The organism is Amycolatopsis acidiphila, from assembly GCF_021391495.1.
Classification (GTDB): Bacteria; Actinomycetota; Actinomycetes; order Mycobacteriales; family Pseudonocardiaceae; genus Amycolatopsis_E; species Amycolatopsis_E acidiphila.
Genome location: NZ_CP090063.1, coordinates 871,652 through 895,477, shown reverse-complemented (window position 1 = coordinate 895,477; position 23,826 = coordinate 871,652). Strand labels below are relative to the sequence as shown.

Annotated in this window: 24 protein-coding genes; 10 read left to right on the top strand and 14 right to left on the bottom strand. The window is 72.0% G+C overall.

All coding sequences use genetic code 11. The features are described from left to right. Positions 1 to 7: 7 nt before the first annotated feature. Positions 8 to 1,000: a dTDP-glucose 4,6-dehydratase gene (rfbB, locus tag LWP59_RS04405; RefSeq protein ID WP_144643376.1), complete on the bottom strand. Its 993-nt coding sequence runs from the start codon at positions 998 to 1,000 to the stop codon at positions 8 to 10. A 125-nt stretch (positions 1,001 to 1,125) separates the two neighbouring features. Here rfbB and LWP59_RS04400 point away from each other — a divergent pair, with 125 nt between their 5' ends. Genes LWP59_RS04400 through LWP59_RS04390 form a run of 3 tightly spaced genes read left to right on the top strand, consistent with a single transcriptional unit; the run spans position 1,126 to position 4,416 of the window. Beyond that, on the top strand, positions 1,126 to 2,427 hold the full coding sequence (locus LWP59_RS04400; protein ID WP_233459073.1) for an LCP family protein: 1,302 nt from the start codon (positions 1,126 to 1,128) through the stop codon (positions 2,425 to 2,427). 54 nt (positions 2,428 to 2,481) lie between these two features. Then, a complete protein-coding gene (locus tag LWP59_RS04395) occupies positions 2,482 to 3,723 on the top strand; it encodes an LCP family protein (protein ID WP_229858145.1) in 1,242 nt (413 codons plus the stop codon). Between the two features lie 9 nt (positions 3,724 to 3,732). Continuing rightward, positions 3,733 to 4,416 (top strand): TIGR03089 family protein, encoded by a 684-nt coding sequence (locus LWP59_RS04390; RefSeq protein ID WP_144643363.1) that lies wholly within the window; start codon positions 3,733 to 3,735, stop codon positions 4,414 to 4,416. Positions 4,417 to 4,553: 137 nt separating this feature from the next. Here the strand turns inward: LWP59_RS04390 and LWP59_RS04385 are convergent, their stop codons facing one another. Beyond that, entirely contained in the window at positions 4,554 to 4,697 is a 144-nt protein-coding gene (locus tag LWP59_RS04385; protein WP_186383480.1) for a hypothetical protein, read from the bottom strand. Positions 4,698 to 4,781: 84 nt separating this feature from the next. On the opposite strand from LWP59_RS04385, the gene LWP59_RS04380 reads away from it, so the two are divergent. Beyond that, a complete protein-coding gene (locus LWP59_RS04380) occupies positions 4,782 to 5,138 on the top strand; it encodes an MmcQ/YjbR family DNA-binding protein (protein ID WP_186383481.1) in 357 nt (118 codons plus the stop codon). A 29-nt stretch (positions 5,139 to 5,167) separates the two neighbouring features. Here the strand turns inward: LWP59_RS04380 and LWP59_RS04375 are convergent, their stop codons facing one another. Then, a complete protein-coding gene (locus LWP59_RS04375) occupies positions 5,168 to 6,337 on the bottom strand; it encodes an acyl-CoA dehydrogenase family protein (protein ID WP_186383482.1) in 1,170 nt (389 codons plus the stop codon). Between the two features lie 94 nt (positions 6,338 to 6,431). On the opposite strand from LWP59_RS04375, the gene LWP59_RS04370 reads away from it, so the two are divergent. Beyond that, positions 6,432 to 8,081, top strand: a complete 1,650-nt coding sequence (locus LWP59_RS04370; RefSeq protein WP_144643366.1) for a class I adenylate-forming enzyme family protein — start codon at positions 6,432 to 6,434, stop codon at positions 8,079 to 8,081. 25 nt (positions 8,082 to 8,106) lie between these two features. On the opposite strand, the gene purE is transcribed toward LWP59_RS04370, so the two are convergent. The 5 genes from purE to LWP59_RS04345 form a co-directional block, all read right to left on the bottom strand. Then, positions 8,107 to 8,613, bottom strand: a complete 507-nt coding sequence (gene purE / locus LWP59_RS04365; protein ID WP_267903831.1) for a 5-(carboxyamino)imidazole ribonucleotide mutase — start codon at positions 8,611 to 8,613, stop codon at positions 8,107 to 8,109. 22 nt (positions 8,614 to 8,635) lie between these two features. Further along, positions 8,636 to 9,820, bottom strand: a complete 1,185-nt coding sequence (locus LWP59_RS04360) for a 5-(carboxyamino)imidazole ribonucleotide synthase (protein ID WP_144643367.1) — start codon at positions 9,818 to 9,820, stop codon at positions 8,636 to 8,638. Between the two features lie 6 nt (positions 9,821 to 9,826). Continuing rightward, a complete protein-coding gene (locus LWP59_RS04355; protein ID WP_144643368.1) occupies positions 9,827 to 10,972 on the bottom strand; it encodes a glycosyltransferase 87 family protein in 1,146 nt (381 codons plus the stop codon). Next, positions 10,947 to 12,275 (bottom strand): glycosyltransferase 87 family protein, encoded by a 1,329-nt coding sequence (locus tag LWP59_RS04350; protein WP_144643369.1) that lies wholly within the window; start codon positions 12,273 to 12,275, stop codon positions 10,947 to 10,949. The genes LWP59_RS04355 and LWP59_RS04350 overlap by 26 nt, the downstream gene beginning before the upstream one ends. A gap of 75 nt (positions 12,276 to 12,350) precedes the next feature. Next, a complete protein-coding gene (locus LWP59_RS04345) occupies positions 12,351 to 13,214 on the bottom strand; it encodes a nucleotidyl cyclase domain-containing protein (RefSeq protein ID WP_373300017.1) in 864 nt (287 codons plus the stop codon). Between the two features lie 228 nt (positions 13,215 to 13,442). Between LWP59_RS04345 and LWP59_RS04340 the strand changes: the two genes are divergently transcribed. The 3 genes from LWP59_RS04340 (at position 13,443) to LWP59_RS04330 (ending at position 16,968) form a co-directional block, all read left to right on the top strand. After that, positions 13,443 to 15,680 carry a sigma-70 family RNA polymerase sigma factor gene (locus tag LWP59_RS04340; RefSeq protein WP_191334887.1) on the top strand — a complete coding sequence of 746 codons (2,238 nt, stop codon included), beginning with the start codon at positions 13,443 to 13,445 and terminating at the stop codon, positions 15,678 to 15,680. 167 nt (positions 15,681 to 15,847) lie between these two features. Continuing rightward, the gene (locus LWP59_RS04335; RefSeq protein WP_186383655.1) at positions 15,848 to 16,387 is read left to right on the top strand and encodes a GtrA family protein; all 540 of its coding nucleotides are present in this window, start codon (positions 15,848 to 15,850) and stop codon (positions 16,385 to 16,387) included. 38 nt (positions 16,388 to 16,425) lie between these two features. Continuing rightward, complete coding sequence (locus LWP59_RS04330; protein WP_144646182.1) at positions 16,426 to 16,968, top strand: GtrA family protein; 543 nt, start codon at positions 16,426 to 16,428, stop codon at positions 16,966 to 16,968. Positions 16,969 to 16,987: 19 nt separating this feature from the next. Here the strand turns inward: LWP59_RS04330 and LWP59_RS04325 are convergent, their stop codons facing one another. Further along, positions 16,988 to 18,277, bottom strand: a complete 1,290-nt coding sequence (locus LWP59_RS04325; RefSeq protein ID WP_144646180.1) for an ATP-binding protein — start codon at positions 18,275 to 18,277, stop codon at positions 16,988 to 16,990. A gap of 6 nt (positions 18,278 to 18,283) precedes the next feature. Further along, positions 18,284 to 18,976: a response regulator transcription factor gene (locus LWP59_RS04320; protein WP_144646184.1), complete on the bottom strand. Its 693-nt coding sequence runs from the start codon at positions 18,974 to 18,976 to the stop codon at positions 18,284 to 18,286. 47 nt (positions 18,977 to 19,023) lie between these two features. On the opposite strand from LWP59_RS04320, the gene hisN reads away from it, so the two are divergent. Both hisN and LWP59_RS04310 read left to right on the top strand, forming a co-directional pair. Further along, a complete protein-coding gene (gene hisN / locus LWP59_RS04315) occupies positions 19,024 to 19,809 on the top strand; it encodes a histidinol-phosphatase (RefSeq protein WP_144646178.1) in 786 nt (261 codons plus the stop codon). 58 nt (positions 19,810 to 19,867) lie between these two features. Further along, positions 19,868 to 20,383: a DinB family protein gene (locus tag LWP59_RS04310; protein ID WP_144646176.1), complete on the top strand. Its 516-nt coding sequence runs from the start codon at positions 19,868 to 19,870 to the stop codon at positions 20,381 to 20,383. Here LWP59_RS04310 and LWP59_RS04305 read toward each other — a convergent pair. Genes LWP59_RS04305 through LWP59_RS04290 form a run of 4 tightly spaced genes read right to left on the bottom strand, consistent with a single transcriptional unit; the run spans position 20,373 to position 23,792 of the window. Continuing rightward, positions 20,373 to 20,648, bottom strand: a complete 276-nt coding sequence (locus tag LWP59_RS04305; protein ID WP_144646174.1) for a hypothetical protein — start codon at positions 20,646 to 20,648, stop codon at positions 20,373 to 20,375. The genes LWP59_RS04310 and LWP59_RS04305 overlap by 11 nt on opposite strands. Continuing rightward, positions 20,645 to 23,074: a TNT domain-containing protein gene (locus LWP59_RS04300; protein WP_191334886.1), complete on the bottom strand. Its 2,430-nt coding sequence runs from the start codon at positions 23,072 to 23,074 to the stop codon at positions 20,645 to 20,647. Before LWP59_RS04300 ends, LWP59_RS04305 begins: the two co-directional genes overlap by 4 nt. Further along, entirely contained in the window at positions 23,074 to 23,376 is a 303-nt protein-coding gene (locus LWP59_RS04295; RefSeq protein WP_144644436.1) for a PE domain-containing protein, read from the bottom strand. Before LWP59_RS04295 ends, LWP59_RS04300 begins: the two co-directional genes overlap by 1 nt. Then, positions 23,373 to 23,792, bottom strand: coding sequence for a YbaB/EbfC family nucleoid-associated protein (locus tag LWP59_RS04290; protein WP_144644433.1), 420 nt, complete (start codon positions 23,790 to 23,792; stop codon positions 23,373 to 23,375). Before LWP59_RS04290 ends, LWP59_RS04295 begins: the two co-directional genes overlap by 4 nt. Positions 23,793 to 23,826 lie beyond the last annotated feature (34 nt).

The following is a 23,826-nucleotide window of genomic DNA, read 5'->3' as shown; positions in this document are numbered from 1 at the left end:
CGGCACCTCACTTCCCCACCAGCGCGGCGCGCTCCTTGAGCGGCTCCCACCACGAGCGGTTCTCGCGGTACCACCGCACAGTGTCGGCCAAGCCCTCGTCGAAGGGAACCTCGGCCCGGTAACCCAGCTCGGTACTGATCTTGGTGATGTCCACCGAGTACCGCCGGTCGTGGCCCAGCCGGTCGGGCACCTGCTCGACCCGGTCCCAGCCGGCACCCAGCGCCGCCAGCAGCCGCTCGGTCAGCTCCCGGTTGGTCAGCTCGGTCCCGCCGCCGATGTTGTAGATCTCGCCCGCGCGGCCGCCGTCGGCCACCAGCTGGATACCGCGGCAGTGATCGTCCACGTGCAGCCAGTCACGAACGTTCAGCCCGTCCCCGTACAGCGGCACCTTTGCCCCATCGAGCAGATTCGTCACGAACAAGGGAATGACCTTCTCCGGGAACTGGTACGGCCCGTAGTTGTTCGAGCACCGTGTCACGCACACCGGGAGCCCGTGGGTGCGGTGGAAGGCGCGAGCCAGCAGGTCCGAGGACGCCTTCGAGGCCGAGTAGGGGGAATTCGGCTCCAGCACGCGGTCCTCCGACCACGAGCCCTCGGCGATCGACCCGTACACCTCGTCGGTGGAGACATGCACGAACTTGCCCACCCCCGCGCCCAGCGCCGCCTGCAGCAGCGTCTGCGTGCCGAGCACGTTGGTCAGCACGAAGTCGGCCGAGCCGAGGATGGACCGGTCCACATGCGACTCGGCGGCGAAGTGCACCACCAGGTCGACCCCGGTCATCAGCTCGGAGACCAGCGCGCCGTCGCAGATATCCCCCTGCACGAAACGAAAACGCGGGTCGTCCGCGACCGGTGCCAGGTTGACCGGGTTGCCGGCGTAGGTCAGCTTGTCGAGCACCACCACCTCGGCGTCGGCCAGCGCCGGGTAGGCACCCGACACCGCCTGCCGCACGTAGTGCGACCCGATGAAACCCGCTCCCCCGGTCACCAGCACCCGCATGGTCACCCCGCCTTCCGCACGTCGGTTTGCGCAACCCGGGCAACGTAGCCCAGCCCGCACACGTCTCAGTAGAGGGAACAGTAATCTGAAAGCATTCACAAAAGATGGGGGCGGGAGGAGCTAGCGTGGCCGACGGGGTTGCCACCCGCCAGGACGCCGCGGAGGACATCGGCTGGCCCCCGCCGCCGATCCCTTGGCAGCGGCGTCACCGGCCGTGGTTCGCCGTGTTCGCACTGCGCGGCGGGAAGGCCGTCGTCAGCCTCGTCTCGGTCGCCGTGCTGGTGCTGACCTGGTACGGCTGGCAGTTCATCGGCGACCCGAACAGCGGGCTGACCACCAGCCAGGTGTTCGAGGACAACCAGCTGCACGCGGTCCCACTCGACGGCGCGGTCGACATCCTGCTGGTCGGCATGGACAGCCGCACCGACGCCCAGGGCAGCCCCCTGCCGCGCGAGGTGCTCGACATGCTGCACGCCGGGGACGCCGACGGCGAGAAGCAGACCGACACGATGATCCTCGTGCACATCCCGCAGGACGGCAGGCGCGCGGTCGCCATCTCCTTCCCGCGCGACTCGTGGGTGGAGCTCGCCGGCGGGTACGGCAAGCACAAGCTCAACGGCGCCTTCGTCTACGCCTACAACGACAAGTTCCACCAGCTGCAACAGCACGGCACGGACGTCGCGGAGGCCGACCGGCAGGCGAAGATCGCCGGCCGCAAGAACCTCGTCGCGACGCTCGAGAACTTCATGGGCAAGCCCGGCATGATCGACCGGTACGCCGAGGTGAACCTGTCCAGCTTCTACGAGGTCACCAAGGCGCTCGGCGGGGTCGACGTGTGCCTCAACGCCCCCGTGCACGAGCTCAAGTCCGGCGTCGACCTGCACGGCGGGCCGCAGACGGTCGAGGGCGTGCAGGCGCTCGCGTTCGTGCGCCAGCGCTACGACCTGCCCAACGGTGACCTCGACCGGATCGCGCGGCAGCAGGCGTTCCTGTCCGGGCTGGCCCGCAAGGTGCTCTCGCGGGACGTGCTGGCGAACCCCTCGAAGCTCTCCGACGTGCTCACGGCCGTGAAGAAGTCGGTGGTGCTCTCGGACAACTGGGACCTGGCGGAGTTCGCCGCCCAGATGCGCGGGCTCAACAGCGGCAACATCCAGTTCCGGACCATTCCCGTGGTCGGCCCGGCGGTCATCGGCGGGGCGGACGTGCTGCGGGTGGACCCCGGCCAGGTGCACCAGTTCGTCGACGGGCTCACCGCCGACCCGGGCGCCAGGACGTCGGTCACGACGACGACCACGCCCACGTCGCCGTCCGCTCCCCCGCGGAGTTCCGCCAAACGGCCGAGCACGCCTTCGACCAGCGTGCCCCTTTCACCCACCTCCAGCGTCACGCCCCCCATCACGGGTGGTGAAGTCCCCTGCGTCAACTGATGCAGGTGCCTTAACCTGAGACCGGAGCAGGGGCGACCAGGGGGAGACACGGGGTTGGACGAGGACGAGGACGGCACCGCCGAGGAGACGAGGCCGAAGCCGACGCCGTATCCCCGGACGGCAGAGCCCGAGGAGCCGCCCGAGGCGGCGCCGCGGCGGAAGCGGTCGATCCCGCGCGGGATGGCCAAAACCGTGCTCGTGCTGCTGTCGGTGGTCGCGCTCGTGGCGACCGGCTACGCCTACCTGACGTACCACCAGGTGCAGGGCGACCTGCACACCTCCGACATCCTCGGCGAGCCCGACACGCCTGACGTCAAGGCACCACCCGCGGACGACGGCGTGGAGGACATCCTGCTCGTCGGCGTCGACGCGCGGACGGACATGCAGGGCAACCCGCTGCCGCTGTCGATGCTCAAGACCCTGCGCACCGAGCAGAGCGGCACGATCAACACCGACACGCTGATCATCCTGCGGGTGCCGAAGAACGGCGGGAAGCCGACGGCGATCTCGATCCCCCGCGACACCTACCTCGACGTGCCGCGCGGCGGCCAGGCGAAGATCAACTCCGTGTTCGGCACGGCCAAGGCGGCGGCCGCGGCGCAGCTGCGCGCCCAGGGCAAGCGCGACTCGGCCGAGGTCGAGCGGGACTCCGACCAGGCGGGACGCAAGGCGCTGGTCCAGACCATCCAGGACTTCACGCAGGTGCGCATCGACCACTACGCCGAGGTGAACCTGCTCGGCTTCTACCTCATCACCGAGGCGCTCGGCGGGGTCCAGGTGTGCCTCAGCCACGCGACCGAGGACAAGGACTCCGGCGCGGACTTCTCCGCGGGCCTGCACACGGTCACCGGCGGCGAGGCGCTGTCGTTCGTGCGGCAGCGCAAGAACCTGCCGCGGGGCGACCTCGACCGGATCGTGCGGCAGCAGGTGTTCCTCGGCTCGGCGCTGCACAAGGTGCTCTCGGCAGGCGTGCTGACGAACCCGGGGAAGCTGAGCGGCCTGACCGACGCGCTGCACCGGTCGCTGGTGCTCGACCCCGACTTCGACCTGCTGCAGTTCGCGGACAAGGCGAAGGGCCTGGCCTCCGGGGACGTGGGCTTCGAGACGATCCCGGTGATCACCATCAACGGCCGCAGCCCCGACGGGCAGAGCATCGTCGAGGTGGATCCGAAGGCGGTGCAGCAGTTCATCGCCGGGCTGGCCGGACACACCGGTGGCGGTGGCGCGGCGGCGGGCGGGGTCGCGCCCGCGGCGTACTCGCAGTCCAGCATCAACGGCGTCACCTGCGTCAACTAGGTTGGTTCCGTGTCATTGACCGAACACCTCCTGCGTCCCCTGTCGCCGTCGCGCCCGCTGATCACGCACTACGACGACGCGGCGGGCACCCGGGTCGAACTGTCCGTGGCGACGGTCGCGAACTGGGCGGCGAAGACGGCGAACTGGCTGGTCGACGAGTTCGACGTCGAGCCGGGCGATCCCGTGGCCGTGGCGCTGCCCGCGCACTGGCAGACCGCCGGGGTGCTGCTGGGCGCGTGGTGGTGCGGCGCCCACGTCGTCGGCGAGCCGGACGGGGCGCGGGTGACGTTCGTCGCGCCGGGTGCGCCGGTGTCCGGGACCACCGCGGTGGTCGCGCTCGACCCGATGGGCCGCGGCCTGCCCGGCGCACCGCCGGACGGCGCGCTCGACTACCTCGGCGAGGCCCGGCTGTCCGGCGACACGTTCAGCCCGCTGGTCCCGATCGACGGCGGCACCCCCGCGCTGGCGGGAGCGAGCGTCGACGAGGTCCTCGCCCAGGCCCGCGCCGCCGAGCTCCCGGCGGGCGAGCGGGTGTTGTCCACAGTGGAATGGACCGTGCCGGACGGCGTGCTGCGCGGCTTCCTCGCCCCGCTCGCCGCCGGCGCGCACCTGGTCCAGGTGTCGAACCCCGACCCGGCGAAACTGGCCGACCGCCGGCGCGCCGAGCGCACGACGGTCGACCTGCTCGCCTGAGGAGTCACGCGGGCTGAGGCGCGCTCGCACCAGAACAGCAGGTGGTCCAGCGATGCCCGGCAGCGGCAGCGCGAGGCCGAGCATGAACGCGATCGCGCCCGCCGCCTCGACGGCGACCGGAGCGGTGGTACGCGAGTTCAGGCGTCGATGGGCTTCTCGATGAGGAAGACCAGGGCCATGAGGCCGGCGAGGAACCACCAGGCGTCGCTGTTCGCGGCGGCCGCGACGATCCCGAGCACGATCGCCGCGAACGCCAGGACGGGGGTGGCATCCTTCGCCATGGGTCCAGGGTGCCGCATCCGCCGTACGCCGGCCGTGTGGAAATGGGTGGTCGTTCACCCGGGTCGCGGCTATACCGTGAGGCGATGACCACCACGGACGACATCCGCCGCTGGGCGAGCGCGCTGCCCGAGGTCGAGGAGACCAGCCACTTCCGGTTCCGCGTCCCGGCGTTCAAGGTGCGGGGCCGGGCCTTCGCGGGCATGGGCAAGGACGAGACGACGGCGGTGTTCCGCGTGAGTGAGCACGACGCGACCGAGGCGGCGGCGAATGACCCGGCGACGTACGAGGCCGTCCGCCGCCAAGACGCGCGGCGGAGCTTCCTCGGGCTGCAGGTCGTCCTGCGCAACGTCGACGCCGAGCGGGTGCAGTCACTCGTCGAGGCGGCGTGGCGTGAGCAGGCGCCGAAGAGCCTGGTGGCCAACCAGGGCGGGCCGGTCTAGGGCTGGCCGCCCGTGAACCGCCCACCAGGTCAGCCCTTCAGCAGTGCCCTTGCCATGACCATCCGCTGGATCTGGTTGGTGCCTTCGTAGATCTGGGTGATCTTCGCGTCGCGCATCATGCGTTCCACCGGGAAGTCGCGGGTGTAGCCGGCAGCACCGAAGAGTTGCACCGCGTCGGTGGTCACCGACATCGCCACATCGCTCGCGTAGGCCTTCGCCGCCGACGCCATGAAACCCGCCCGCGAGTCACCGCGCTCGGTCGCCGCCGCGGAGGCGTACACCAGGTGCCGTGCCGCCTCGATCTTCATACCCATGTCGGCCAGCATGAACTGCACGCCCTGAAACTCCGCGACGGCCGTGCCGAACTGCGTGCGGTCCTTCACATACGCCACCGCCGCCTCCAGCGCACCCTGGGCGATGCCCAGTGCCTGCGCCCCGATCGTCGGGCGGGTGTGGTCCAGCGTGCGCAACGCCGTCTTCAGACCGGTGCCGGGCTCACCGATGATCCGGTCCACCGGGATCGTGCAGTCCTGGAAGTAGATCTCCCGCGTCGGCGAACCCTTGATACCGAGCTTGCGCTCCTTCGGCCCCACCGAAAAGCCCGGATCATCCTTGTGCACCGCGAACGCCGAGATACCGTTCGACTTCTTCGCCGCGTCCGGATCGGTCACCGCCATCACGGTGTACCAGGTGGACTCCCCCGCGTTGGTGATCCACGCCTTGGTGCCGTTGAGAACCCACACATCACCCTCGAGCCGGGCCCGGGTACGCATCGACGCGGTGTCCGAACCCGCCTCGCGCTCCGAGAGCCCGTACGAGGCCGACGCCCCGGCCGCGATATCCGGCAACACCAGCTTCTTCACCGCATCCGACGCCGAGAGGATGATCGGCTGCGTACCCAGCTTGTTCACCGCCGGAATCAACGACGCCGACGCGTCCACCCGCGCGACCTCCTCGATCACGATGCACGCCGCGACCGCGTCCGCACCCTGACCCTCGTACTCCTCCGGAACGTGCACCGCGTGGAAACCGGCCTTGACCAGCGCGTCCCGCGCCTCGGACGGGTAACGCTCCCGCTCGTCCACATCAGCCGCGTACGGGGCGATCTCCTTCTCCGCCAGCGCACGCACCGCGGCACGCAACTCCTCGTGCTCCTCGGCCAACTGGTACAGCCCCGGACCGTCAGACACCGGTGTCACCCCTCCTCGCGTCGCAAGATTCCCCTCCCAGGTTAGCGCTCGTTCACCTGCTGCCTTTGTGTCCTTGGCCGCACTTCCGCCCTATGGTGGAGTGATGCCGATCACCTTGCCCGCCGAAGTGCCTGGTTCGCTCGACTATCCCGAATTGCCCGTCGGTGCGATCGTCGCCGGGGCGGCCGCCCGCTGGGGCGACCGCGTCGCCTACCTCCACCACGACCGGCAGCTGACCTTCGCCGAGGTGTACCGCGCCGCCTGCCGGTTCGCGAACGCGCTGCGCGCACACGACATCGGTCCCGGCGACACGGTGGCCATCCACGCGCCCAACTGCCTCGCGTATCCCGTGGCGTACTACGGGATCCTGCTCGCCGGCGCGACGTTCACCCCGGCCAACCCGCTGCTGCCGCCCGCCGACCTTGCCGCCCAGCTGGCCGACTCCGGCGCCGTCGCGGCGGTGAGCTTCGGCCGGGCTGCGCAAGCGCTTGCGGCGGTGCGGGAACACACCCAGGTGCGGCTCGTCGTCGTCACCGGTGGCGAGCCCGGCCCCGGCCAGCTCGAGTTCGAGGAGTTTTCCGCCGGACAGCCCGAAACCCGCCCGGACGTGCGGATCGACGTCCGCACCCGGCTCGCGCACCTGGCTTACACCGGCGGCACCACCGGGCGGTCCAAGGGCGTCGAACTGCCGCACCGCAACGTCGTCGTCAACTCCCTGCAGTACGGGTGCTGGGGCAGCGGTTCGGTGCCGGCGCCGGACGCGGACGGGAACCTGACGCTGGACCAGGTCGGCGGCGAGGCGGAGTGGCCGGCCAGGCTGGGCACGGGCGTCGGCATCAACCTCACGCCGTGGTTCCACGCGATGGGCACGATCGGCGGGCTCAACGTGCCGATGCTGTCCGGCGGCACGATCGCGCTGCAGGACGGGTTCGACCCGGTGCGCTACCTCGCCGACGGCGAACGCCTGCGCATCACGCAGATCGGCGGCGCGCCCGCGTTGTTCGCGGCGCTGCTGGCGTGCCCGGACTTCCGGACGCGCGACCTCTCCTCGGTGCGGGCCCTGTCGTCCGGTGCGGCGCCGATGCCGCACGAGATGATCCGCGCGCTCGCCCGCCGCTTCCCGGACGCCGTGATCAACGAGGGCTACGGGCTCACCGAGGTCACCATGGGCGCCACGAGCGGGCCCGGATTCCGTTCCGGGGTGCGGAAACAGGGCACGGTCGGGGTGCCGGTGTTCGACACCGAGGTGAAGATCGTGCCCGCGGAGGGCGGCGAGGACCCGCTGCCGACCGGGGAGCAGGGCGAGGTCTGCATCCGGGGCCCGCAGGTGATGATCGGCTACCACAACCGGCCCGAGGAGACGGCCGCCGTGCTCGTCGACGGATGGCTGCACACCGGGGACATCGGCGTGCTGGACAAGGAAGGCTACTTGTCCATTGTGGACCGAAAGAAGGACATGCTGCTGTACAAGGGTTACAACGTGTACCCGCGCGAGCTGGAGGAGCTGCTGATGTCGCAGCCCGGCGTGCGCTCAGCGGCGGTGGTCGGCCGCCGGCGGACGGACGTCGGCGAGCTGCCGGTGGCCTTCGTCGTACGCGGCGACGACGCGGTCACCGAGGAGTCGCTGATGGCTGCGGTGAACGAGAACGTGTTGCCCTACAAGCGACTCCGGGAGCTGTACTTCGTCGACGAGATCCCGGTGTCGGCGGCGGGCAAGGTGCTCAAGCGGGAGCTGCGCAAGCAATTGGACTGATCGGCGAGCCGCGGGCAGGCGGCCGCTACCTGCCCAGCTTCTCCCGCAGCGCCGCGTCCTTGTCGAGCACCAGCTTCTCCAGGTCGGCCTGGAACGCGGCCATGCGCTCGCGCAGCGCCGGGTCGTGGGCGGCCAGCACGCGGACCGCCAGCAGCCCGGCGTTGCGCGCGCCGCCGATGGAGACCGTCGCGACCGGGACCCCGGCCGGCATCTGCACGATCGACAGCAGCGAGTCCATCCCGTCCAGGTACTTCAACGGCACCGGCACGCCGATCACCGGCAGCACCGTCGCCGCGGCGACCATACCCGGCAGGTGTGCCGCGCCGCCGGCCCCGGCGATGATCACCTTCAGGCCCCGGTCCGCGGCGGACGAGGCGTAGTCGAGCATCCGCTGCGGGGTCCGGTGCGCCGAGTAGACGCCGACCTCGTAGGCCACGCCGAACTCGTCCAGCGCCTGCCCGGCGGCCTCCAGCACCGGCCAGTCCGAGTCGCTGCCCATGATCACGCCCACCTGGGGGGTCGCCGAGGTCACTGTCGCTCCTTGCCGTGGGTGGTCAGTGGATTTGGTGGCCGTCGAGCCATTCCGCGTGCGAGAGCCAGTGCGCGGACAGGGTGGCGCGGGAGCGCAGCTCCGGCATGTCGCGGCCGACGAAGTTGACGTGCCCGAGCTTGCGGCCCGGCCGCTCACCCTTGCCGTAGAGGTGCACCTTCGCGTCGGGGAACCGCGCGAACAGGTGGTGCAGGCGCTCGTCCGAGCCCATCTTCGGCAGGACCGGCGCGCCGAGCACGTTCGCCATCACGGTCGGCGCCAGCAGCTCGGTCGAGCCCAGCGGGTAGTCCAGCACGGCCCGCAGATGCTGCTCGAACTGCGAGGTGCGCGAACCGTCCATCGTCCAGTGGCCGGAGTTGTGCGGGCGCATCGCGAGCTCGTTGATGACCAGTCCGCCGTCGGTGTCGAACAGCTCGACCGCGAGCACGCCGACGACGTTGAGCGCGTTCGCGATGCGCAACGCGAGATCCTGTGCCTCGTCGACCTTCCGCGCGGTCAGCCCGGGCGCGGGGGCGAGCACCTCGGTGTTGATCCCGTCCTTCTGCACGGTCTCCACGACCGGCCACGCCGCGCCCTGGCCGAACGGCGAGCGGGCCACGAGCGCGCACAGCTCCCGGCGCATCTCGACGCGCCGCTCGACCATCAGCTGGGTGCCCGCGGCCAGCAGCTCCGGCACGAGCGAGCGCGCCTCGGCGTCGGAGTCGAGCATCCAGACGCCCTTGCCGTCGTAGCCGCCGGTGGCCGCCTTGAGCACCACCGGCCACGAGTGCTCGGCGCCGAACTTCAGCACGTCGTCCACTTCGGACACTTCGGCGAACGGCGGGCACGGGTAGTCCTCGACCGAGAGCCGCTCACGCATGATCAGCTTGTTCTGCGCGAAGGCCAGCGAGTCCGGCCCGGGACGGATCGGGGTGTCGTCGTTCATCGCCAGCGCGAGCAGGTGCTCGCCGGGCACGTGCTCGTGGTCGAAGGTGAGCACGTCGACCGTCTTCGCGAACGCCAGCAGCGCCTCGAAGTCGGTGTGGTGACCGATCGTCACGTCGGCGGCGACCAGCGCCGCGGCGTCGTTCTCGTCCGCGGCGAGCACGCGGAGCGACTGGCCGAGCGCGATCGCGGCCTGATGCGTCATCCTGGCGAGCTGGCCGCCGCCCACCATGCCGACTACCGGGAGACCGGTGCGAGGATCCACGACTAGTCAGAATAGCCGGAGACGCAGGTCACGGGCCGCGAGGCCGATGATCCCGAGCGCCGCCGCGAGCACGTACGCGTTCCCCGGGATCGACCAGCCCACGCCCCAGCCGAACTCGGTGCTCCCGCCGTTGGGCACCAGCATCACGACGCAGCTCGCGAACAACGCCGTCACCAGCGCCGCCCACGCCCACCGCCGCTTCGCGACCAGCAGCGCCACCAGCGGCACCGCCCACACCCAGTGGTGCGACCACGAGACCGGCGACGCCAGCAGGCCGAGGAACGCGGTCACCAGCAGCGCCGCCAGATCCTCGCCCCGCTGGTGCAACCGCCGCACCAGCCACACCGCGGGCACCGCGAGCAGGGCCGCGACCAGCAGCGCGAGCTTCGTCGACCACGGCGCGTCGTGCGTGGCGCGGTGGAACAGGCCGTTGAGCGACTGGTTGAAGATCCAGTGCACGCCGCCGACCCGGTCGGGATCGAACGCCGCCTGCGTCCAGTAGCTCACCGCGTCGTGCGGCATCAGGGCGAACATCAGGGCCTGCAGCACGGCGAACGTGCCCAGCGCCCGCAGCCCGTCGCGGCGGCGGCCGACGACGAACAGGTGTGCCACGAAGATCAGCGGGGTCAGCTTCACCGCCGCCGCGACACCGACCAGCACCCCCGACCACCGCGGGCGGACCAGCACGTCCACCACGACCAGCGCCATCAGGATCAGGTTGATCTGCCCGAGGAACAGCGTCTTCCACACCGGTTCGAGCGCGAGCCCGAGCACCGTCAGGCCCGCCACAGCGGCCCACCGCGACGGCCGAAGGCACAGGTGCACGACGACGGCGAGCGAGACCACCGACGCCGTGGAGACGATGCCCCAGGCGAGCCCGGCGGGCAGCGCGGCCAGCGGCACGAACAGCAGCGCGGCCGCGGGCGGGTAGGTGAACGGCAGCGCGACCCAGGACGGCAGCGCCGACAGCCGCTCCCAGGTGTACAGCGAGTCGCCGCGCAGGAAGGTCAGCGCGCCGGCGCGGTACACCGCGCTGTCCGCGCCCAGCCGCCAGTCCGCGAGCCAGCCGAAGACCCCGACCGCGAGGGTGCCCAGGACGAGCAGGCCGACCAGCAGCCGTCCGGGTTCAGCCGGCAGTCGTCGCGTCGACACGGCGGTGTTTCCGCAGCAGGGCCCAGCGCGTCACCAGCACCACGGCCAGGACGAGCGGCATCAGGATGTAGGCGTTGCCCAGCACGCCCTGCCAGAACTTCCAGTGCAGCTCGATGTTGCGGCCGTTGGGCAGCACGAGCAGCACACAGCTGATGAACACCGCGATCACCGCGCCCGTACCCAGCCATCTGCGCCACGCGGTGGCGGGCGTGGTCTGCGGCAGACGCGAGATCAGCAGCACGATCAACGGCACGGCCCACACCCAGTGGTGCGACCACGAGATCGGCGACGCCAGCAACGCGAAGAACGCGCTGACCAGCAGCGCGGCGAGCGCCTGGCCGCGGCGGTGGAAGCGCAGCATGAACCAGATCGCCGGGATCGCGAGCAGCGCGCTGATGCCGATCGCGGCCTTCGACGCCCACGGCGCGAGGTCGGTGACGCGGTTCATCAGGCCGTTGAGCGACTGGTTGCCCGCCCAGTGCACCGGCCCGATCCGGCCGGTGTCGGAGATCGTCTTGGTCCAGTAGCGGATCGTGTCGCCCGGGATCAGCAGCAACATGAGCAGCTGCAGGCCGAGGAACGTGACCAGCGCACGCACCGCGTCGGCGCGCTTGCCGGTGAGGAACAGGTGCACCACGAAGATCAACGGCGTCAGCTTCACGGCCGCCGCGACGCCGACCATGATGCCGCCGCCACGGCCGCCGCGCGAGGTCACGACCAGCACGTCCAGCACGACCAGCGCCATCAGGATCAGGTTGATCTGGCCAAGGAAGATCGTCCGCCACACCGGTTCCAGGCCCAGCAGCACGACCGAGAACACCAGCGTCGCGCGTGCCGGCGAGGACCACCAGCGCGCACCGCCCGCCACCGGCTTCGGCAGCGAGCCGATCGCGACCCGGATGACCAGCGCCATCGCCAGGACGGAAACGGCCGTCAGCACACCCCAGGCGACCTGTGTGGGCACGATCGCGAGCGGCACGAACAGCAGCGCGGCCGTCGGCGGGTAGGTGAACGGCAGCAGCGCCCACCACGGCTCGGGCGGCAGCGTGCTGGCGTCGTAGAGCGGATCGCCGTGCAGCAGCGTCAGCGCGCCCGCGCGGTACACCGCGCTGTCCACGCCGAGGCGCCAGTCCACGAGCCAGCCGACGACACCGAGGGTGATGGCCAGTACCGGCACCGCGGACAACAGCAGCATCGAGCGCGGCCGCATCGACAGCCGGGCGAGGGAGGTCCGCAGGGCCAGGCGCGGCGGCGACGGGCGGGTCAACGGCTCGCTGCCGGTTACGGGCACTGACTGGGTCACCCCTTCAGGAAATCACGAATCCGCATGCCCGGGCGCACAAGCCCCGGGATCGCGCGCGCAAACCGGACTTGGGGCTCAAGAGCGGGCGAGCCTGCGCAGCAGATCGGCGGCCGCCTCGTGGGTCGCGGGCAGCCGGACGAGCCGGATCCGCGGGCCGCTCATCCCGTCGAGCTGGTCGTCCACCGACAGCCGCTCGTGCAGCACGCGGCGCAGCTCGATGGCCTTCGAGGTGATCTGGCCGTCCCGCGGCAGCACGGCGACGAGCGTGGAGGGGCCGAGCGTCGCGATGCTCTCCCCGCCGTCGAGGACCGTCCGCAGCGCCTCGGCGAGCAGGATCATCCCGGTCACCCGGTGCCATCCGGACACCGTGGACAGATCCAGGCTGACCACCAGCAGGGTGTGCTCGGCACTCACCTTCTGCCCGGCGGACTCGGCCTGGCGGTAGAGCTCGCCGAGCCGGGTGCGCAGGTAGGCCGAGTTCGGCAGGCCGGTGAGCGGGTCGACGACCTCGATCCGGGCGAGCTGGTCCATGGTCACGTCGGCCCACGCCAGCGCCGTCACCCTGAGCATCCGCGCGGGGATCGCGTCCACGTCCGGGGAGACGAACCCGTCCTCCGCCCGTGGGTCGTTGAGCACGGCGTGCAACGCCGCGAGATCGGTCAGGACCTCGGCGAGCCCGGCGCCCGCCGCCGCCCTGGCCCTGGCCAGCCCGGCCAGCGGGATCTCGGTCCCGCCGCCCCGGATCGCCGCGGCGCACACCGCGTCCACCTCGGGCAGTGCCCAGTCACTCGGAAAGCGCCAGCCCGCGGCGAGGCTCGCCGTCTGCCATCTCGCGCGCAGCTCGCGCAGGGAGCGGTCGTGGTCGGGGTCGGTGAGCACACCGCGCGGCCGCCAGCTCCGCTGGCGGGGTCCGTCCCCGCCGCCGGCCGGTACATCCACTCGCGACCGTCCTTTCGCTCCATCCGTGCGATCAGGTGACGGATCCGGCCCGCTTTCGTGACGGCATTTCCGCGCCGGATTCGGTGATCTTGTTGCACCCTTGGTGTCATCCGCGACCCCGGAGGGTGACGCGAACGCCAACGTCCGTCACACTGATCGCTGCGCGACTCAAGGATTGATAGGCGGTGTGGCGGTCACCGTTACAAATGCCTGGACAGAAGGAGACCAGTGTCCACCGTTTCCGCGGATTTCCAGGAGAACAGCGACGCCGAACTGATCGCCGCGGTGCGCAGCGGGAACCTGGCCGCCTACGGCACGCTGTACGAACGTCACGTCGGTGCCGCCTACAACCTCGCCCGGCAGCTGGCCCGTTCGAAGGCCGAGTCCGACGACCTGGTCTCCGACGCCTTCGCGAAGGTCCTCGACACGCTGCGCGCGGGCAAAGGCCCTGACAGCGCCTTCCGTGCCTACCTGCTGACCGCCCTGCGGCACACCGCCTACGACAAGACCCGCAAGGACAAGCGGCTCGACCTCAACGAGGACATGAGCACGCTCAGCGGCGCCGGCGGCCAGGCCACCGAGGCGCTGACCGTGCCGTTCTCCGACACCGCCGTCGCCGGCCTCGAGCGCACGATGGCCGCGAAGGCCTTCGCGCGGCTGCCCGAGCGCTGGCAGGCCGTGCTGTGGCACACCGAGATCGAGGGGCAGACGCCCGCCGAGGTCGCGCCCCTGCTGGGCCTGACCGCCAACGGCGTGTCGGCGCTGGCCTACCGCGCGCGTGAAGGCCTGCGGCAGGCGTACCTGCAGGTCCACCTCGCCGAGACCTCCGCCGAACGCTGCCGCGCGACGGCCGAGCGGCTGGGCGCCTGGACCCGCGACGGTCTGTCCAAACGCGAACGCGCCCAGGTCGAGACCCATCTCGACGAGTGCGACCGGTGCCGTGCGCTGGCCGCCGAGCTCGCCGACGTCAACGGCGCGCTGCGTGCCGTGGTCGCCCCGATCGTCCTGGGCGGCGCGGTGTTCGCCTACCTCGCGGCCTCCGGCGCCAAGGCCACCGCCGCGACGGCCACCGTGGCCGCGGCTTCGGCCGGTTCGGCCGGTGGCGCCGCGGGCGCGGCCGCCGCCGGGCCACGGCAGTTCCTCGGCGTCGCCGCCTCGGGCGTCGCGATCGCCGCCGCGATCGCCACGGCGCTGGCCGCCGGTGGCGGCCAGAACATCCCCACCGCGGCCTCGCTGCCTGCCCCGCCTCCCGCGGTCGCACCCGCCCCGGCGCCCCCGCCGGTGGTGCCCGCCCCCAAGCCCGTGCCCCCGCCGCCGGCGCCCGCGGTCGCACCTCCCCCGGCGCCGGTCGCCCCGCCGCCGCCGGTGCCGCCACCCGCGCCGACCCCGGCGAACCTGACCGCCCAGGCGCCGCCCGGCGGCGTCGAGCTGGACCCGAACTCGGCGACCCCGGTGGAGCTGCCGATCACCGTGCGCAACGACGGTGGCACGGTGTCCGACCCGGTGTCCGCGACCCTCAACCTGCCCGACGGCGTTCGCGCGGTCGGGCCCGGCGGTGGGGGCGGCGCCGTGGGCAGCCGCAGCTTCGCCGGCCAGGCCGGGGACCAGGACGCGACGCAGGCCGCGGACCAGAGCGGTCCGCTGAACGTCGACTGCCCGGCCGGCACCGGCACGGTCACCTGCTCGACGACGCGCGGCCTGCAGCCCGGCGAGACGGCCGTGCTGACGTTCCGCCTGATCGCCGGCTCCGACGCCAAGCCGGGTCAGGTCACCGGCTCGGTCACCGCGGGCGCCAGCATCCGGCTGGCGGTCGACGTGCCGGTGGCGGTCAAGCAGGTGCCGGACGTGGTCGCCCTGAGCGTCGAGGCGAGCTGGAACGACCCGTGGCCGTGGGCGCATCCGGCCTGGGTGAGCGTGGACGTCACGAACGCGGGCTTCAACACCAAGCCCGCGACGGTGACCATCGACCAGCCGGTGCACGCCGTGCTCGGCGGCTGGCAGGTCGGCTGCGCGCCCGGCGGCGTGGGAACCACCTGCACGAGTACCGATCCGCTGCTGCCCGGAGGCCATCTGCGGCTGTGGTTCGAGCTGGACACCTATCCCGTCGACGCGCGGTCGGTCACGGTGACGGCCACGATCGGCCTGGCCGCGCAGTCGAAGACGGTCGAGTTCGGCTGCTGGGACTGGGGCCCGTTCTGCCGGCCGCCGGCGCCGCCCGTGCCGCCGGGCCTGCTGCCGACGACGAGCCCGACCCCGACCCGCACCACGACGACGACCACGTCGCAGGAGTCGTCCGGTGCGTCGACGTCATCCACCACGCCGTCCACGACCACGACCACCACGACCTCCGGGGAACCGGCGGAAAGCACGCAACCGAGCACGACCACGACCACCACGACGACCGCGCCGGTCAGCTCCTCGAAGCCCGGACGGCCGTGGTGGTGGCTCCCGTGGCTCCCGTGGTGACCGGCAGGAGTACCCGCCGGTCTCTTCCCCACCACCACCCGCAACGGAGACGCTTCGCGCCCGGACTACATTCGACACATGGCCGCCATTGACACTCGAGGCCCGGACGCAGCGAGCGCGACGCCGGGATCGCTGCGAGGAGGACCGAACGGGTGCGGGTGTCCCGCATGAACAGGGCTCTCGGGCTGCTGCCCCGGCCCGTGCGGACGCTGCTGTTCAAGCACCGTGAGCTGCTGAAGTTCGCCATGGTGGGCGGCGCGTGCTTCGTGCTGACCAACATCGTGAACTACTCGCTGAAGCTCACCGTCCTGCGCGGCAACCCGGTGACGGCGCTGATCCTGGCCGTACTGGTGGCGACAGTCGTGTCGTACGTGCTGTCGCGCGAGTGGTCGTTCCGCACCCGCGGCGGCCGGGAACGGCAGCACGAGGCGGCGCTGTTCTTCGTGATCAGCGGGATCGCGGTCGGCCTCAACTCACTGCCACTGGCGATCTCGCGGTACGTGCTGGAGCTGCAGACCCCGCACGTCGGGCTGCTGACCCAGGAGATCGCGGACTATTTCAGCGGAATGATCCTCGGCACGCTCGTCGCGATGGTCTTTCGCTGGTGGGCGTTCAAGAAGTGGGTGTTCCCGCAGGCCGGTGCCCGGCCGCGGGTCGTACGCACCCCTGTCGTGGAATCGGACGAACCGGGCGAACGAGCTGCCTGAACTCCGGGACTATTCCTGAACTCCGTACACTGCGATTCGTGACCGTTGTGGAAAGCGTGCTTTCGCACACCCCTGAGCCGCTGCGCTCGGTGCTGATCAAACATCGGGAACTGCTGAAGTTCGGCATTGTCGGCGGCACGACGTTCGTGGTCGACAACGGTGTGTGGTACGTGCTCAAACTGAGCGTGCTCGAGGACAAGCCGACCACCTCGAAAGCGATCGCGATCATCGTCGCGACAATCGTTTCGTACATCCTCAACCGGGAATGGTCGTTCCGCACCCGCGGCGGTCGCGAACGCCATCACGAGGCGGCGTTGTTCTTCGTGATCAGCGGGCTCGCGGTGGTGGTGAACCTGATTCCGCTGTACCTCTCGCGCTACGCGTTCCACCTCGAGGTGCCACAGGTGAGCCGGTGGGTGCAGGAGACCGCCGACTTCGTCAGCGGCTCGATCATCGGCATGCTGCTGGCGATGGTGTTCCGGTTCTGGGGCTTCAAGAAGTGGGTGTTCCCGGACGACCTGGGCCAGCGACGCCGTGACACGGCGAAGGCCGAAGTGACGGAGCTGCGGCCGAAAGGCTGAGCCCTCCGTGCACACCGACTCAGCGGGGCACCCGCTCCGAGGGCCAGCGCACCTCGCGCACGTCCCCGGGGCTCGGCACGCGCAGGAACAGGCTGAACACCGCCGGCCGCCGGCTCGACAGCTCCAGCCGCCCGCCGTCGGCCTCCGCGAGCGCGCGGGCCAGTGCCAGGCCCACGCCCGTCGAGCCGCCGCCGGAGAAGCCGCGCTCGAACACGTGCGGCACCAGCTGGTCGGGGATGCCCGAACCGTTGTCGGTCACCTCGATGACCATCGTGCCCTCCGCGTCGCCCCGCCGGGCGGCGAGCGTGACCGTGCCCGCGCCGTGGCGCAGCGCGTTGTCCAGCAGCACGCCGACGACCTCGCGCAACCGCCCCGGGGTGGCCCGCGCGATGAGGCCGTCGCCGATCTTCAGGCGCAGGTTCCGGCCCTCGGCGCGCAACAGCTGCCGCCACTCCTTCGCGACCTCGGGCAGCGCGGTCGCGAGCTCCACCGGTTCGGCGTCGACCTCGCTGGCCGCGCGCGCCGCGGCCAGCAGCTCCTCCAGCGCCTCGGACAGCCTGTCGGCCTGCTCCTGCGCGGCGTGCGCCTCCTCGGCGATGTCCTTGTCGTCGACGATCGTCAGTGACTCCAGCCGCAGCTGCAGCGCGGTGAGCCTGCTGCGCAGCTGATGCGAGACGTCGCCGACGAGCTGCCGTTCCCGCTGCACGAGCTGCGCCAGCGCGGACCCAGAGGTGTCCAGCGCCTCGGCGACCATGTCCAGCTCGCCGACCCCGTACCGGCTGGGATCGGGCCGGAAGTCACCGCCACCGAGCTTCGCGGCGCGCTCGGCGACGTGCCGCAGCGGCTTGGCGAGGCGGCGAGCGGTCACCGTCGCGACGACGGTGCCGATGCTCACCGACAGCACGACCAGCAGGAGCACGGCGAGCGTGACCGTCGTCTGCCGGGACCGGGTCGGCCCCGCCGGAATGGCGAGTTCGAGGGTGCCGTCACGGGCCAGCTGCACGCGCGCGGTGACCACGTCGCCGCCCGGGTCGGATCCCTCGGCCTGCGCCGGCTGCCCCGGCAGCTCCACGGTCAGCCTGCCGCCGGGCGGGATGGCGACGGCGACGGTCGCCAGGTCGTCCTTGCTGAGCGCGCCGTCGGCGAGGTCGGTGTCGAGTGTGGCCGCGATCTGCGAGGCGCGGGCGCCGAGATCCTCCGTGGTGATGCTGTCGACGAGCTTCCAGGCCGTGATGCCCAGCGGGATGCCGAGCGCGGCCGCGGTCACCGCGACGGCCAGCAGGATGGCCAGCAGGATTCGACGGCGCACAGCGCGTTATTCGGTGTTGAAGCGGAAGCCGACGCCCCGCACCGTCGCGATGCGGCGCTCGCCGTCGCCCGAGTGCACGACCGCGCCCTTGCCGTCGCTGGTCACCGAGAGCTTCCGGCGCAGCCACGACATGTGCATGTCGAGCGTCTTCGAGGTCTTGGACTCCAGCTCGTTCCACACCTCGGCGAGGATCTCGTCGCGGCTGACCACCTGGCCGGCGCGGCTCATCAGCACCCGCAGCAGCTCGAACTCCTTGTTCGCGAGCTGGATCTCGCGGCCCTCGACCGTGACGAGCCGGGCTCCGAGGTCCATCCGGACGCCCCCGGACTCCAGGACCTCCGGCGCCCGGCGGCGCAGCAGCGCCCGGATCCGGGCGAGCAGCTCGGCGAGCCGGAACGGCTTGGCCACGTAGTCGTCGGCGCCCGCGTCGAGCCCGACGACGAAGTCGACCTCGTCGGTGCGCGCGGTGAGCATCAGGACCGGCAGCTCGGTGCCGCTCGCGCGCAGTCTGCGGCACACCTCGAGCCCGTCCATCCCGGGCAGGCCCAGGTCGAGCACCAGGAGGTCGACCCGATGCTCGCCGGTGGCGTCGAGCGCTGTCGGCCCGTCCCCGACGACCTGGACCTCGTAACCCTCCCGCTGCAGCGCACGCGACAGCGGCTCCGCGATCGCGGGATCGTCTTCGGCGAGTAGCACCATGCTCACCTGGCCAACTCTACGACCGCGGGGCGTGAAAACATCGTCGCGTGGCCAGCTACTCCGACGATCTCACTCTCGCAGGGCGTCTCGCCGACACCGCCGACGCGATCACGACCGCCCGATTCCGCGCGCGGGACCTCGAAGTGCGCAGCAAACCGGATCGCACGCCGGTGACCGACGCGGACACCGCGGTCGAGGACGCGGTGCGTGAACTGCTCGCGGCCGAGCGCCCGTCGGACGCGGTCGCGGGCGAGGAACGCGGCGGTTCCAGCTGGTCAGCGGGTCGCACCTGGGTGCTCGACCCGATCGACGGCACGAAGAACTTCCTGCGCGGCGGGCCGGTGTGGGCCACCTTGATCGCGCTCGTCGAGGACGGCACGCCCGTGGTCGGCATGGTGAGCGCGCCACTGCTCGGGCGCCGCTGGTGGGCGAGCCTCGGCGAGGGCGCGTGGCTGCGCGACTCGGCGGGCGAACGGCGGATCTCGGTGTCGGGCGTGTCCTCGCTCGGCGACGCGTACCTGTCGACGACCCACCTGAACTCGTGGGCCGAACACCACTCGCGCGACGCGTACCTGGCGCTGAACGACGCGTGCTGGGAGACCCGCGCCTTCGGCGACTTCTGGCACCACTGCCTGGTCGCGGAGGGTGCGATCGACCTCGCCGCCGAGGCGATCGTCAACCCGTGGGACGTCGCGCCGATGCAGGTCCTGGTGACCGAGGCAGGCGGCCGGTTCAGCGACCTGAGCGGCGCGGTCCGCTTCGACGGCGGCTCGGCGCTGTCGTCCAACGGGCATCTGCACGACCCGGCGCTGGCGATCCTGCAGCGCAGCTGAACGGTCCGTGCAGAAATCCGCGCTGGTCCGCCGGGCGCGGCTGGTCGATGCTGAACGCATGATCACGCCGGACACCAAGGACTGGACCTGGGTGCTGCAGCGCCCCTGCCCCGATTGCGGGCTGGACACGTCGGGCTTCGACCGCGAGGACGTCGCGGTGCTGCTGCGGGAGAACGCGGCGGCATGGCAGGCAGTGCTGGCTCGCGAGGACGTCGGCGTCCGTCCGGACGAGAACACGTGGTCGCCGTTGGAGTACGCCTGCCACGTGCGCGACGCGTGCCGTGTCTTCGCGGAACGGCTGGAGCTGATGCTGACCACCGAGAACCCGGGCTTCCCGAACTGGGACCAGGACAAGACGGCCGCGGAGGAGCGCTACGGCGAGCAGGACCCCGCGCGGGTCGCGGTCGAGCTGACCGAAACGGCGGCCACGCTGGCGGCGGGTTTCGAGGCGGTGCGCGGCGACGCGTGGTCACGCACCGGGAACCGCAGCGACGGCGCCCGGTTCACCGTCGAGAGCTTCGCGCGGTACTTCATCCACGACCCGGTGCATCACCTGCACGACGTCAAGGGGTAGGCAGGAGCCCGACCGCGCCGCGGGCGACCTGCGACCAGGCGAGCCTGCCGAACAGGTAGTGGCAGGCGACCTGTTCGTTGGTGAAGCGGGCCCAGTCGTAGCGGTTGCCCTGCTCGCGCCAGAAGACCTCCCAGACGGGCGTGCCCTCTTCGGACTCGTCGACGCGCAGGAGGCACCAGGCGTTGTCGGCCTCGGCGCCGATCGAGACGACCTCGTGCGGTACCCCGATCGACTCCAGCCAGCGCACGATCGATTCGACGTTCACTCCCCCTCCTCGAGGGCCAGGTATCCCATGGTGACCAGTTCGTCGGCGGAGTAGACCGCGCGGTAACGGATGCCGCCGCCGGACTGGCCGAACCACGGCGCCGACACGGCCGTCCACATCGGAACCTCGCGGAGCACGCGGTACCGGCGGTACTCGCCGCGCAGCGCCGACGGTGGCAGCGAGCGCTTGACGTAGAGGGTGCCGTCAGGGGCGAAGACGCGGCCGTGGACGCCGCCGAAGCGGTCGAGCAGCGTGCCTTCGGCCAGGAGCTCGGGTTCGCCCGGTTCGTGGCCGCCCTCGGGGTACAGCTCGCCGGGCGGCCAGGCGTACTCCGGGATGTCTTCGCGCATGCCGGCGAGGAATCGGCGGTCCCAGTCGCGTTCGTGCAGGCCGGCGAGCGGGTCGTAGCCCTCGGTCAGCGCCGGGGGCGGGGCCTGCGGCGGGGAGGGGAGCCGGCTGAAGCCGCCGCGGACCTTCTCGAGCGCGTCGGCGGAGTCGATCAGCGCGGAGCGCGGATGGTCGTGCGGCGGGAAGCGGAGCCCGGGGGCGTAGTCCACTTCGGACGGTGGTGTGGGGAGCTGCCGGGCCGGCCGCATCGCGGCGACGGGCAGATGGCCGATGGGGAACATGTGCACGCGGAACAGCGCGACGATGCTCTCCCGCTCCTGCCGGGGCGCGCCAAGGGGCGGGTACTGCGGCGGGTGGGCGCCGGGTGGTTGGGGGCCTGGGCTGGCAGGTGGCTGGGAGCCTGCGAGGGCGCCGGGTGGCTGGGCGCCGGGCGCGGGGCTCGCGGGTTGCTGGGCGCCGGGCGGCCTCGCCGGGGTCCCGGTGCGCGGGGTCTCCGGCGACTCGGAGCCGGCGGGCGGTTGGGCGCCGGACCCCGGGCGCGGGCTTCGGGGCTGCGCACCCGCTGGACCAGCGGGGGTTCCCGTGCGTGGGGTCTCCGGCGGCTCCGCGCCTGACGGGTTCAGAGGTGGCCGGGCCCCGGCGCCGGGGCGCGGGCTTCCGGATGGCTGGGCGCCGGGCGGGCTCGCGAGGGTTGCCCTTGGCCGGGCACCGGGAGGTTGGATCCCGCCTCCCGGTACCGAACCGGGTTGACGTGGCGGCTGGGCCCCGGCTTGCGGGGAGCGAGGTGGCCCGGCGGGAGCGACCGGGGGCGCCACCCCCAGCACTGGCGGCGCGCCGGACGGAATCCCCGGGACCGATGCGGGCGCGGCAGGTGGCGGCGGCACAACAGGCTGCGGCCCGACCACCGGCGGCGCGTAACCGGCCTGCACCACGGGCGGCGGGGTGTACGTGCCATCGGCGAAGCCCGACGCGACCGTCTCACCCGGGATGCGCGGCGTCCCGGTGGGCGGGGTCGGGACCTCGTCGAAACCTCCTGGGGCGAGCAGGCCTCCGTAGTGCCCGGTCTGGATCGGCCCGGTTCCCATATCCGCGACCTGGTCCGGCGACGGAGCCAGGCCAGGCACCGCATCGGCGCCGCCCACCACATCCCGGAGCCCTGGCGCAGCGCCACCCGCCAGGTCCGCCCCTGGCTGCGCCGACCCCGGCACGGCACTGGCCAGATCCGGCCCCGGCGCGACGTTCCCCGCCACATCCCCGAGTCCCGGCGCGACGCCACCCGCTACATCCGGCACCCCACTGGCGACATCCGCTGCCACCCCGCTCGCGACATCCGTCACCGGGCGCGCAACCTCGCCGACGCCAGAAACCGCGCCATCAGCGCCACCGCCCACCCCGGAAACCACTCCGCCGACCACGTCGTGGACCGGCCGGAGCAGGGGGCTGTCCTCGAAGGACCGGCCGTCCTCCGGGGCCGGGGTCAGCAGCTGCGCCGGCAGGCCGGTGACCGCGCCGAGCAGACCACCCTGCCCGTGCGGTGAACGGGCACCCGGGTTCGGGTCGACCAACTCCGCCGCGCCACCACCGCCCGGGCCCACGGCACCCGCCAGGCCGTGCGTCAGCGACGAAAGGTTCGCCGCCGTGCCGTGGAGGACCGTGTCCAGACCCAGCAGCGCCGACGGGTGACCTGCCGACGCCGCCGTCTGCGCGGCGTCCCTGTTCTTCGCGGCATCGACCAGCTGCCGGACCATCTCGACCTTCGCGGCCCCCACCTGCTCGGCCGCGTGCGTCAACCTGTCCGCCGCCGCACCGGCCCCCCGCGCCGCGAGCGTCAGCTTCCCGTGGTCGGGATGCACGAACTCCGACCACATCTGCCGCGCCGCGTCACTCGACGGCCCGGTCAACGCAGCTGTCGCGGCACCGGCCGCGCTGTCCGCGTCCGCGGCCAGCGCCGTCAGTTTCTCGTGCGCCGCCCGCCACGCACCCGCCTGCGCGTGCAGCTTGTCCTCGTCCGCCTGCGGCCAGGTCAGCCCGGTCGCGGCCGCGACGTCCGCGAGTTCCGGCGGCAGCTCGATACCCATCACAGTTCCTTGATCGAGTCCGCCGCGCCCGCATCGCCCGCCTGGTACCGCCGCGCCGCCTCCGCGAACGAACCGCCCGCGCGCCCCAGATCCGCGGCGAGCCCTGTCAGCCGTGTCGCTGTCTCCGAAGCGGGCTTCGCGTGCGCGGCCGCGAAGCTCCGGCCGACGACGTCGTCACCCCACGGCGCTCCCTCCAGCGCCTGCGCCAGGTCCGCGGAGATCCGCGCCGCCCGCTCCACGAGCCCGTCGAAGTCCTTGGCGTGCGCGGAAAGCCGGTCGACGTCGGCTTCGAAGCCGGTCACCGGGTGATCCAGTTCTGGTCCTCGTAGCTGTCCTCGTCGAGCGCGTGCCTGGGCCGCGACACCTCGGACCCGCCGAGGTCCGCGGTGCCGAGCAGCAACGCCTGCGGGTCGGTCCCCGCGGGCAGCGCGGGCGCCATGATGTCCCCCGCCGCGGCCAGCGCGCGGACGGTGGCGGCGGCTGTCGCACGCACGATCTGCTCCGCCAGCTCGGCCGGCCGGTACCGGCGGTACGCCTCGTCCGAGATCACCAGCCCGGTGAGCGTGCCGCGCGGGCCGACCGTGGCGGTGACGAGCCGCTCGGGATCGCTCGCCGACGCCGTCACCGCGCTCAGTTCTCGCTGCACCGAGGCGAGCTGCTCCCTGCTGCGCCGGTAGTCGGCCAGCAGCTCCTCCACCTGCGCGTGGTGCTCGCTCACGGCACCCCTCCTCGGTAGTACAGCGGACGGCTTC